The organism is Mesorhizobium sp. WSM1343, assembly GCF_055901535.1.
The window spans coordinates 6,261,626-6,273,499 of sequence record NZ_CM148370.1 but is presented as its reverse complement, the minus strand read 5'-3'; the positions used below and the strand labels follow the sequence as shown (position 1 = coordinate 6,273,499).

8 protein-coding genes are annotated in these 11,874 nt (G+C 63.7%); 3 read left to right on the top strand and 5 right to left on the bottom strand.

Annotation, left to right across the window (positions count from 1 at the left end):
- The first annotated feature begins 227 nt into the window (after positions 1-227).
- Positions 228-1,130, top strand: a complete 903-nt coding sequence (locus tag AC0NIL_RS30405; protein ID WP_224673808.1) for a LysR substrate-binding domain-containing protein — start codon at positions 228-230, stop codon at positions 1,128-1,130.
- A 134-nt stretch (positions 1,131-1,264) separates the two neighbouring features.
- On the opposite strand, the gene AC0NIL_RS30400 is transcribed toward AC0NIL_RS30405, so the two are convergent.
- Positions 1,265-2,827: a winged helix-turn-helix domain-containing tetratricopeptide repeat protein gene (locus AC0NIL_RS30400; protein WP_063171194.1), complete on the bottom strand. Its 1,563-nt coding sequence runs from the start codon at positions 2,825-2,827 to the stop codon at positions 1,265-1,267.
- 110 nt (positions 2,828-2,937) lie between these two features.
- Here AC0NIL_RS30400 and AC0NIL_RS30395 point away from each other — a divergent pair, with 110 nt between their 5' ends.
- Complete coding sequence (locus AC0NIL_RS30395; protein ID WP_063173546.1) at positions 2,938-3,399, top strand: cupin domain-containing protein; 462 nt, start codon at positions 2,938-2,940, stop codon at positions 3,397-3,399.
- 188 nt (positions 3,400-3,587) lie between these two features.
- On the opposite strand, the gene AC0NIL_RS30390 is transcribed toward AC0NIL_RS30395, so the two are convergent.
- From AC0NIL_RS30390 to AC0NIL_RS30375, 4 genes are all read right to left on the bottom strand, one after another.
- Entirely contained in the window at positions 3,588-4,844 is a 1,257-nt protein-coding gene (locus AC0NIL_RS30390; protein ID WP_275954053.1) for an Hsp70 family protein, read from the bottom strand.
- Between the two features lie 169 nt (positions 4,845-5,013).
- Positions 5,014-5,805: a TIGR02186 family protein gene (locus tag AC0NIL_RS30385; protein ID WP_127370731.1), complete on the bottom strand. Its 792-nt coding sequence runs from the start codon at positions 5,803-5,805 to the stop codon at positions 5,014-5,016.
- Entirely contained in the window at positions 5,805-6,728 is a 924-nt protein-coding gene (locus AC0NIL_RS30380) for a sulfite exporter TauE/SafE family protein (RefSeq protein ID WP_013533663.1), read from the bottom strand. Before AC0NIL_RS30380 ends, AC0NIL_RS30385 begins: the two co-directional genes overlap by 1 nt.
- 192 nt (positions 6,729-6,920) lie before the next feature.
- Positions 6,921-10,958 (bottom strand): peptidoglycan-binding protein, encoded by a 4,038-nt coding sequence (locus AC0NIL_RS30375; protein ID WP_127365979.1) that lies wholly within the window; start codon positions 10,956-10,958, stop codon positions 6,921-6,923.
- 455 nt (positions 10,959-11,413) lie between these two features.
- Here AC0NIL_RS30375 and AC0NIL_RS30370 point away from each other — a divergent pair, with 455 nt between their 5' ends.
- Positions 11,414-11,872 carry a MerR family transcriptional regulator gene (locus AC0NIL_RS30370; protein WP_013533661.1) on the top strand — a complete coding sequence of 153 codons (459 nt, stop codon included), beginning with the start codon at positions 11,414-11,416 and terminating at the stop codon, positions 11,870-11,872.
- Positions 11,873-11,874 lie beyond the last annotated feature (2 nt).

Here is an 11,874-nt window from a genome sequence, read left to right as displayed (position 1 = left end):
GGGCCGCGCATGTAGTGCTCTTCCGGGTGATAGCGATCGCCGGCCAGCCGCCGCCTTAAGCCGCGGGTCCAATGCGCAAGCAGGGATCTGAACCGCCCGATCATTCTGCTCTCTGCGATCTTTCGGCGAATTTTTTCTAACTTCGCCGGAAAACTTAGAATAAAGCTATCGATCTGTCTAATCAGTTGTTCTTGTAAATTCGATCGATATTGGTTCTTAATGCGGACATGACCCTGGACCAGTTGCGGATTTTCGTCGCCGTCGCCGAGCGCGGCCACATGACCAAGGCGGCGGAACTGCTGGGCATTTCGCAGTCGGCGGCATCGGCGGCCATCCGGGCGCTTGAAGAACAGCACGGCGTCCACCTGTTCAACCGCGTCGGCCGCAACATCGAGCTTGCCCAGACCGGCCATCGGTTCCTGCCCGAGGCCAAGGCCGTGCTCGAACGGGCCGCCGCTGCCCGCAATGTGCTGGAGCATGTCTCGCAGACCGTCACCGGCAGCCTCTCGATCGCCGCCAGCCAGACCATCGCCAGCTACTGGCTGCCGCGCCGGCTGGCTTCCTTCCACGAAGCCTATCCGGCCGTCAGGCTGAGCGTCTCCATCGGCAACACCAGGCAGGTCGAGGCCAATGTCCTCGATGGCGCGGCGGATCTGGGCCTGGTCGAAGGCCGCACCGAGTCCGATATCCTGCGCCGCACCAAGGTCGACGTCGACAAGCTGATGCTGGTGGTTGCCAGCGCGCATCCGGAGATCCCCGAAGTCGCGCCCGGCCGCCCTGACATCAAGGGCCTGCGCTGGATCATCCGCGAGGGTGGTTCGGGTACGCGCGAGGTGCTGGAGGATCTGGCACGCCACGAAGGCATTTCGCTCGCCGACCTCCAGATATTCCTGGTGCTGCCGAGCAATGAAGCCATTCGCCAGGCGGTCGAGGCGGGGGCCGGCGCCACCATCATCTCCGAGCTTGTCGCGGCTCGCGCCGTGGCCGAAGGCAGTCTGAGATCGGTGCCGCTCGAACTGCCGAAACGCGACTTCGCCATGATCACCCATCGCGATCGCCAGGCAAGCCTGGCCCAGATGGCGCTTAAGGCGCATCTCGACGGCAAGGCGGATGCCCCGTCGGCGGGCTAGAGTATCAGAGTTTGCGGCTTTGCCGTTGGCTCGGAGGTCTTGGTACTTTGTATCGAGTGGCTGATTGAAACGCCTCACCACGACCTTCCTCCCCAGATGGGCGCGCTAGCGCTGTCCGCCTCGACGCCCAGCCGTCACTCTGGCAATCCGGCGTCCCGCAGCGCGCTTCCCAGAGTCTCCGCGAGCGCTGGCGCACAGCGCACGCCAGCAAATTGGCGGCTGTAGCGGAAGCCCGGCTGAAGCTCGCGCACGCGCGCGGCGGCGGCCCTCGCTTCGTCCAGCCGGCCGAGTTTGGCGAGCGCAGCGGTCAGTTGCACGTAGGTGATGCTGTGTGCCGGATTGGCTTGAACGGACTTGTAGGCTGCGCGACAAGCTTCTTCGTAACGCCCGCGCAGCAAATGGCTCATTGCTTGGGCGTCAAACGCGGCCCAAGCCCACGAATCGAACGGGCTTAGCCGGATACCCTTCTCGCTCCATTCTATCGCGCGCTCTGCTTCGCCGGCCCATCCGAGAACGACGCTGCCAAGAATGTAAGTCAGCGCCGATGACGGGCTAATGGCGAGGGCTGCGTCTAACGCCGTGAATGCAGCGGCGCGATCATGCGCGTCCATGCCGATCGAAAACCCTGCCCATGTCAGAGCGAGTGCATCGTCTTGTCCATGGACAATGGCCAATCGGGCGTGCCGGATCGAAGCCGCACGGTTGAATTCCTGCAGCCCGGCACGAAGGAACAAACAATGATGACACATTGCTGCATTGCCATGCGCAAGGGCATAGGCAGGCTCGAGTGCGATGGCACGCTCAAGAAGCGCCAGTGCTCTCGTAACTTGTTCCGGCATACCTGTATCGACATCAGGCTGGGCTTGAAGCACGAGATCGTATGCGTCGAGACTCTCTGGGCGCTTCCGCCTGACACGTTCAATTTCCGCTTTTCGCAAGCTTGGAGCAATCGCGCCCACCGCTGATAGCGCGATTTCGTCCTGAAGCGCGAAAATGTCCTCCGAACTCCGGTCGTAGCGCTCGGCCCACACGTGCGCGCCGGTCGATGCATCGATCATCTGAGCGGTTACGCGCACACTACCGCCAGCTTTGCGCACGCTGCCTTCGAGGACATATCGTACGCCAAGCTCGCTGCCGACCTGCTTCACGTCCACGGCGCGGCCTTTGTAAGCGAAGGTCGAGTTTCGCGCGATAACGAAAAGCCATTTTATGCGTGCCAGGCCGGTGATGATGTCATCGACCATTCCATCGGCGAAGTACTCCTGTTGCGGATCTCCGCTCAAATTCGAGAACGGCAGGACCGCGACGGAAGGCTTCTCAGGCAAGGTCGGCGCCGACGCGGTGCGGGCGGCTGCAAAACGATCGGGGACATTCGTCGCAACAGCCGGTCCTACATAGCGATAGCCTCGGCGCGGCAGTGTTTCGATCCAGCTCTCAGCATCCGCTGCGTCGGCCAATACCCGGCGCAAGGCCGCGATCTGGACCGTCAGGTTGTTGTCGGCAACCGCCAATTTGCCCCAGCCGGCTTCGACCAGCGCGTCTTTGGATACCGGTACGCCCGCGTTTTGGAGCAGCAAACGCAGAAGCGAAACGGCGCGTTGCCCAAGCATGGTCGGCTCGGCGCCGTGGTACAAAATGCCCGCCACCTGATCGAGACGGAACGGGCCAAACTGATAAAGGTCGCCTCCGATTGTCATCCAACGCTTTTAGCAAATTTTTGGGAACGAATTCACGACTTTCCCGGCATCGACGGCCAATGTCGCACAGGTGCTTGCCGGAAGTAAGCGCCCAGTCAAAGGAGGATCCTATGAGCGCCAATGCCATTATTCGCATGCCCGACGAGAAGAAGGGGATCATGCTGCGTGGTCAACCTATGGTCTTCCTCGTCACCGGCGAAAACACCAAGCACACGAGCATGTTCGACTGGACGATCCCAGCGGGATTCGCCACCGGACGGCATGTTCACCGTGTGCAGGAAGAGACGTTCTACCTGCTCGAAGGCGAGTGTGCGTGGCATGTCGGCGACAAGACGGTTCGCGCAACGCCCGGAACCTATCTGTTCATTCCACCGGGAGTGCCGCACGACATCACGAATGTCAGTGAGAGACCCGCCCGCGTGCTGATGACCGTCTCTCCGCCTGGCCACGAACGCTACTTCGAAGAACTTGCCAGACTCGCGGCGCAGGGTGCGCCGGACCCAAAAGCCCTCGCTGAGCTGCGGAACCGCTACGATACTGACCAGCTCTCGACTTTGACGACACGCGGGTAGGCATCTGTCACGGCGGCCCCACGGCAGCTTCTGGCCAATTGCGACATATCGCGCTGGCGCACGAGCTTGGTCGCTATCGGCGCAAAGCGGACGTGATCTTCATCGCATCACGCCGAAGGTTATGGGTACACGACCTGGCCTAAGGCGGATCAGTAATCTCTGAAAAGCTGGACCGCTCGAAGAAAGCCTCAGCCGAACTTGCGTTGCGCATCCAGCGCCAGGCCAAGTCCGACCGAGCCGAACGTGTCGCCTTCGATGACGGATGCCTGCGGCACCAGCGACAGGATCTCTCGTTTGGCCAGCGGGATCGCGGTCGATCCGCCGGTCAGGAACACCGCGGTGATGTCGGACGGCTTCACCTCAGCGTCCCTGATAGTCTGCCCGACCGTTGCGGTGACCCGCTCGATGTCCCTGGCAATCGTCGCGTCGAGCCCGCTGCGCGTGATTTCGGCGGTGAACTCCGCACCCGGCAGCTTCACAGCGACCTCTGCGGATGACCTGTCGGTCAGCTCTATCTTGGCCTTCTCGACACGTGCGGCCAGCGCGTGTCCGTAGCGGTGTTCGACGACGTGGATGAAACGGTCGACCAGGTCGGCGCGCTCGGCCTCGTAGCGGATCTGGCGCAGATGCGTCATCGCCTTGGCGGTGTAGACCAGGTTGATGCGCTGCCATGTGGCGAGGTCGATGAAATAGCTTGCCGGCAGGTTGCGCTTGCCGTCTTTGGTCGGCGTCAAATAGCCGAGCCGCGGCATGACATGGGCGATGCTCAGCAGCCGATCGAAATCCGTGCCGCCGATATGGACGCCCCGGCTGGCCAGGATGTCGTCCTTGCGGTCCGGCGAACGGGAGCGCTGCGGCGAGACCCGCACGATCGAGAAGTCCGACGTGCCGCCGCCCATATCGATGATCAGCGCCAGTTCCTCGCGTGTCACCTTCTGCTCGTAGTCGAGCGCCGCCGCGATCGGCTCGAACTGGAAAGCGATGTGCTTGAAGCCCTGGGCACGCGCGGCGTTCTCGAGTTCGCTTTGCGCCTTCGCGTCGGCCTCGGCATCGTCATCGACGAATTGCACCGGCCGGCCAAGAACGACGGTCTCGACCGTATCGCCGGCATCGGCTTCCAGCCTCTTCTTGAGATGGCCAAGGAACATGCCGACGATCTCCATGAAGCCGATCGACCGCGATTTGATGCGGGTCTTTTCCTGAGCCAGCGAACTGCCGAGCACGCTCTTCAGCGAACGCATCAGCCGGCCTTCGATGCTGTCGGTGTAATTGGCGATGGCCTGGCGGCCAAAGCAGGTGCGGTTGTCCTCGAAGTTGAAGAACACGGCACTGGGCAGCGTGACCTGGCCGTTCTCCAGCGCGACGAGGCGCGGCTGCCCATTGCGGACCACGCCCACGGTGGAGTTCGAAGTGCCGAAGTCGATGCCGCCGAAGGCTGGTCGCATGACAAGTTCCTGCATTTGTCGTCGGCGAGCCGACAGGCGCCATGAGAAATCGCGCGCTGTCCGGGGACGGGCTGCTCTGCCGAACCGAATTGTTTGTGTCTGCCATTTGGCTGGGGAGCGCGGTCTACCGCATGCCTCGGCAAAGGGAAACCACTTTTCGGGGAAAATGCTAATCTCGCCGGAAGATCAGCCTTCCGAGCCAGCCGGTCAGCATGGCCAGCGATATCGCGAAGACGCCGTAGAGGAAGGAATAATTGTGCGCGACACGGAAGATCGACTGCTCGAAACCGGATTTGCGGATTTCGAGCTGGGCCGAGCTTTCCTTGATGAACAGACCGCTCTTGAACAGGAACGCGCGGGCTTTGTGGGTTCCAACCGGCACATTTGGCGCCAGCCTCACTGTGGCGCGGAAAAGGTTCTGCGACAGGAATTGCACGCCGCCGACATTCTCGCTGTAGAGCCCGGTCGCCGACTTGCGCTCCCGCAGTGCCGCCGTAAACTCCTCGATCGTCGCCGGGCTGTCGCCGGCATCGGCGGGCTGCATGTAGAGGTTGGAGGCGCCGAGCGACAGCTGCTTGTAGCTGTTGGGTTCGGTGATGTCCTGCAGCGGCCGCGTCGTCGCCACCGAATAGGAGACCGGCACGTTTTCGAAGGTCTCAGAGTCCAGATTGACCCAGACGCCGAGCACCCTGTCCTTGCGGCGCACCACCACCGGTTTGGGCGGACCTTCGAGCACGACGATGACGTCGTAGCGGCCCTGGCGCGCGACGAGTGGATCCGGGTTCTCCAGCGAACCGAAGATGGTCAGATCGGCCCCGGAAAAACCGGCGGTGATCGAGACGTTGTCGGTGGAGAGACCGATCTGGATGCCTTCGGTCAGCGGGACCTGTGCCTTCGCCGGCACGGCGGCCGCAACCAGCGACAGGACAATGGCGGTTGCGAATGTGCTGCGAGCCTTCATCAGTTGAGGCCCGCGGCAGACAGCGAATAGAGGTTGGGCGGGGTGACGAAAAGATCGATCGCCAATCGTATCGCCACCGCCAGCACCAGCAGTGCCAGCAAGGCCCTGAGCTGCTCGCCGCGCAGCCTCTGGCCGGCCTTGGCGCCGTACTGCGCGCCGGCGACGCCGCCCGCCATCAGCAGGAAGGCCAGCACGACATCGACTGTCTGGTTGGTGGTGGCGTGGACCAGCGTCGTATAGGCGGAGGTGAAGATGATCTGGAACAGCGAGGTGCCGATGACGACATTGGTCGGCACTTTCAGCAGATAGATCAGTGCCGGCACCATGATGAAGCCGCCGCCGACGCCCATGATCGACGACAGGAAGCCGATGCCGGCGCCAAGCCCAAGGACGGGGATGACGCTGACGAACAGTTTTGACGCCCTGAAGCGCATCTTCAGCGGCAAGCGGTGGATCCAGTTGTGCTGGCCGGATTTCTTCAGCACCGGCGCCGCACCGCTGCGCGTCGCGCGCAGCGCATTGACGCTTTCGACCAGCATCAGCCCGCCGACGGTGCCGAGCAGCACGACGTAGAGCAGCGAGATGAACAGGTCGAGCTGGCCGAGCCTGCGCAGGAAGGCGAAGACGTAGATGCCGCCGGTGGAACCGACAATGCCGCCGGCCAGCAACACCCCGCCGAGCTTGAGGTCGAGCGTACCGCGCTTCATGTGCGAAAGGACGCCGGAGACGGAGGAGGCGATGACCTGGTTGGCGCCAGTGGCGACAGCGATCGCCGGAGGGATGTTGTAGAAGATCAACAGCGGCGTGATGAGGAAGCCGCCGCCGACGCCGAACATGCCCGACAGGAAACCCACCGCCGCGCCCATCGCCAGCAGGACGAAGATATTGACGGAAATTTCCGCGATCGGGAGATAGATGCCCACCCGTCAGTCTCGATCAGTTCTGCCTGTCGGCGAATGCAACCGTTGCGGGCATCTTGGACCGACAAGCCAATTCGTTCTTGCGCCGGAGGTGCTGCGAAGTCAAACCGCGCTACGCCGCCGAAACAAAAAACATCTCAATCTGTTAACAGGCGAATGTGTGGCAAGGGCGTCGTGGAAGCGACGCCTCTGCCGTTATTTGCGCGCCAGCAGTGCCTTCACCAGGTTTTCGTCGACTTCGCCGGTCGCCGCCATCTTGTTGTCGGTCTGGAAAGCCATGATCGCGGTCTTCGTTTTCTGGCCCATCTTGCCGTCGGCGCCGCCGGCGTCGTAGCCGTTCTTGTTGAGAATGCGCTGGATGTTCTGGACGGCCTTCTTCATGTCGATGCTGGCGGTCGTCTGCGGCGCGCCGTCCTGCCAGGACTCGGGAATGTCGGCCGAGTTGGCTGCCGCATCCAGCGGCTTGGCCTTCCACAGCTCGGTCGCGGCGCGGGCGCGCTCGAGCTGCTCGGGCCGCAGCGCATTGGCGATCTCGTCACGCTTGGCCGCCGCATCCTTGTCGCCGGTCTTGGCGACGAGCGCGAACCATTTGTAGGACTCCTCGAGGTTCTGCTTCATGCCGACGCCCTTGGCGGCGAGGATGCCGAGATTGAACTGGCTGTCCTTGACGCCGACGTCGGCCGCCGCCTGGAACCAGTGCGCGGCCGATTCATTGTCGGTCACGCCGTCAGCCGCCATGGCAAACAGCACGGCCAGATTGTGCATGCCGCTGGCGTTGCCCTGTGCCGCGGAAAGCTGGTACCAGGTCTTCGCCTTCTTGATGTCGCGCGCGACGCCGATGCCCTTTTCGTAGAAATTTCCGATACGGTATTCGGCCGGCGCGAAGCCGAGTTCCGCCGATTTCTCGTACCATTTGGCCGCTGCCGCCATGTCTTCCTTGACGCCGCGCGACTCGGCATAGCGCGAACCGATTTCGAACAGCGCCTTGGCGTCGCCGCTGGCAGCGGCGTCACGCAAGGCGGCCGGGCCGGCGTCAGCGGGAATGTCGAATTTTGCCGTCGTCGCCGGCGAAGCGTCCACCGGCGGAACCGCGCCCGTGGTGTCCTTGGCGGTGGTCGGCTCTGTCGCCACAGGGTGGATGCCGGTGTCGGTATCGGTATCGGCAGGTTCGGCGGCGACCGGAACGGTCGAGGCCGGCGCAGGCGAGGCTGTCGTCGTCTCGGACACCGCTGGGTTCGCATCGGCCGATGTAGCCAAGGCGACGGGGGCGGGAACCGGTTCTGCGATCGGCGCGGCACCCATCGACGGCTCGGCGCCTGGCGGCGTGGCAATCATGCTTTGCGCGACCATGTCGTCCTTGGTTGCCGGTGCGGATGGCTCGGCCTGTCTGACGGCATGGTCCGGCGCGCTTTCCACTGCCGCGGGCTGCGCGTCCGTCTTTGGCCGGCTCGCGGCATCGAGCGAGGCGGTTTGCATCGGCTGCGAGGCGACGATCGGCACGACATCGTTGCTCGCCACCTGGGCCGGATCGGCGAAGAAGGCCTTGCCCAGTTGCAGGGCGCCCAGCGCCAGCAGGATCGCGGTTGTCCCCATCAGGATCGGCTTGCGCCGTGCCTTGAGCAGGTCGCCGATCCGCAGTGCCTTCACCGGTCCGGTCACCGTCGACTGGCGCTTCAGCGCATCGGCCTCGGCGGCCGCGGCCTGCGCCGCGCGCCGGGCAGCGGCGATGAAATCCGATTTCGCGGCATCGGTGTCGCTGGGCTTGGCCGGCTGGCCGCGCTCGTCACGCACGCGCTTCATGATGGCATTGAGGTCAGGTGCGCCGGAGCCGGGCTCCAGCGGCCGGTTGGCCATTTTCGGATCGAGCGGCTCGTCGAGATCGACGCTCGGTATTGGGGCACTCGGCGCTGAGCCGGCCAGTGGCGGGATATCCGCCTCCTTCTTGCCCTTGAAGGCGCGGGCCAGCCCGCCGAACAACGATTTGCGGCCGCCGGCCTGTCCGCCTTTCTCGGCGATCGTGTCCGAACCGAGCGCGGCCATGGCCGCCGCCGCGGCAGCCTCGGCCGGCGTGCGCGTGCCAATGCCAATACCCAGGTCGCTACGCATACCCAGGTCGCCGCGTGCACCCGGCTCATTGCGCAGGATGGCGGCGGCACGGCCATCGAGATCTGCCATGTCCCCAGTCAATGGCAGGGGCTGATCGATATCCATCGACGGCGCGTCGACGGCCATTTTGGGTCGGCGCACGCCGCGCCAGTTGCTCGGCTCGGCCGGTGCCGCATCCAGCAATTCGCTCATCGCCTCGACCGGCTCGCCGGGTTCGAGCGAACCCAGCCGGTCGACGATCTTGAGCAACGTATCGTGGATGGCCTCGAACGTTCTCGAATTGCGTTCGTCGGAGCGCCGCGTCAGTGTTTCAAGCGTCTTCAAATCCTGGGCGAGGCCGGAAACCGCGGTCGCATTGGCGCTCGAACCGGCCAGCGATTGCACTGCGTTCTCGGCCGCTTCGCGCGCCGCGCCAAGGATGGAATCGCGGGTTCCTGCGAGCGACTTTTCAATTTCGTTGAGACGCGGGCTGATGTCCTCGAATTCCGGCAGCGGGGTGCTGGGCTTGGAAAGATGAGCCGACAGGCCGGCAACCTGTGCTTCCAGGCTGCGGATCAGCGCCGGATCGATGCCGGCGACCTGTGCGGCCGACGCGTCCAGCCGGCTTGAAATGTCTTCGAGCCGGCTCTCCAGTCCGCGGATCGCCGCTTCGCCCGCGGGATCGGGCACACGCGTTTCAAGGCGCTTGGCGAGCGCCGTAAAGCGGGCATCGATGGCTTCCATGATGCCGACGCTGTCGACCTGCGGCATGCGCTGGTCGAGCCTGTCAGCAACCTCGTCCAGCCTGCGCTCGAGATCGCGGAACAGCATGTTGCCCTGCTCGATGGCGTCACCCTGGCGGCGTTCCATCATGCTCGACAGCACGTCGAAGCGTTGCTCCAGCCCATGGAAGATGTAGTCGGCGTCAGGCATGGCGGGTGCCTGGTCGATCTTGTCGGCGATGAATGCGATCTGCTTGGCCAGGCGCTCCATCGCCTGCTCCGGCAGATTGGCGCGGCCGGCGAGTTCGTCGACCCGGCCCGACAGCGTGCTCAACCGGTCCATGACCGCGTTGCCGGGACGATCCTGCGCCACTTCCTCGATCTGGCCGGCAAGCGAGTCGATCCGTCTCTCTATGCGCTCGAAAGCCTCGTGGTCGAATGAATTGGCTTGCGCGGCGACCGTCGATGCCACGATGGCGCGGGAAATCTCGTCCAGCCGCTCGTCGATCATGCCAAGCGTGTCGCTGCCGCGATTGTCTTGCTGGCTGGCGAAATGGTCGACAGCGCCGGCAAGCGTGCGCACCTTCTCCTCCAGCGAGCGCAGCGACAACGATTCCGGCAAATTGTTGACGGCATTGCTGATCTGCTCGAGCCGGGCGGTGAGAGCAGACAGGCCCGGGTCGTCCGAGCGCTTGCGCTGGTCGGCGTCGACGCGGTCTTCGAACGCCGTCCAGCGGCGATCGAAATCGTCCCAGCGGCGGTCGACCTTCTGCACGCTCTCTTCGCGTGCCAGCGTTTCGAGTGCGGCTTTGACCTGTTCGAGCTCGAGGCGCAGCATGTTGACGCTTCTGTCGTCGCTCTTCTCGGCCAGGGTCTGGATGGCGCCCGAAAGACGCTCGAACTCAAGGCCGAGTTCAGCACTGCCCTTGGCCGAAGCACCGGGCCTTGCGCCTGACTGGAAGGCCCGCTCGATGTCCTTGCGCAGCGCTTCGAATTCCCGCTGCAGGCCTGCGGTCATCTGGTGGCGCAATTCCTCGCGCATGCCGCGCAATTCGCCGGCGATCTTGCCGACCATGGCAACGCCATCCTCCTGGCCGCGCACGCGATCGATATCGCGGGCAATGGCCTGGTAATTCTGCTCGAAAGCGGCGGCTCCCTGCATCGGGCTCTTCGGACGCGACGCGGGCTGCGGGTCCTCATACCAGCGCTGCTGGCCAGAGGGCCGGGCGGCGGGGTAGCGCGCATCGGCACCATATTGGCGGGGATCGGGTTGGCGGAGTTCGGGACGTGCCATCGGATCCTCGCGCGTCCGCTCCAGCCGCTGCTCCAGTGTCTCCAGCGACTGGTTCAACTGATCGAGCGTGGTCTGCGGCCTGCGCTGCCTGCCGGCATTGAGTGTATCGAGATAGGACCGCTTGCTGTTCATCGGTGCGTCCGTCTTTCAGAATGGCTGGCTCGCGGCCAGTTCCCCCAGGTCCCTATCGGAACGAAGGCGACCGGCGGCGATGCCGCGGCGGAAGACGAGCTTCCCGGGCTCTCGCCCGCGCTCCGAAAAACCGTGAAAAATTCGATACAGGATAAACACGGGTAGCCGACGCGCCCACATTTCCCCCAACGTGGTAAACAACGCGTTAACCAAACTTAAGAAATCGAAAGGATGTTGGCTGCCGGCCTGACGGTGCGGCATAAAGGGCGGGGCGCAGAACGCCCTTGCGTCATCCTGCGGCAATCGGTATAGAATTGACGTAAACGTAAAAGGCGCATTGAGCGCATGTTTGCGATTTGTTTGTTGAAACCACGACTGGAAGCAGGCCCCCGCTTCCAGTCAGGCGACGCATGGTCCAGGACCGCGACGCCACCAGACGGGGAAAGCCAGTGACCATGAAGCTTATCTCGGCCGGCGAGACCGCGGCCAATACCAATATGTCTGCCGAAGCTGGCGAGGACCTCGTCCGCATCGGCGAGATGGCGAAGAAATATGGAGTGACGCTGCGCACGCTGCGTTTCTACGAAGACAAGGGCCTGCTCAACCCGCAGCGCGACGGTTCGACCCGTCTCTACACGCGCCGCGACAAGGCCCGCCTCAAGCTGATCCTGCTTGGCCGCAAGGTCGGATTCTCGCTGCGCGACGTCAAGCAGATGATGGATCTCTACGATCCGACCGGTTCAAACACCAAGCAGCTCAAGCTTGCGCTGGATAAGTCGGAAAAGCAGCTTGCCCGCCTGCAGAAGCAACGGGCGCTGATCGACGACGCCATCAACGAACTCAGCGGCTCGATGTCGGCGGTGCGCCAGATGCTGAGCGAGCGTTCGGCGCCGCAGGCGAGCGCCGCCAGCTGAAG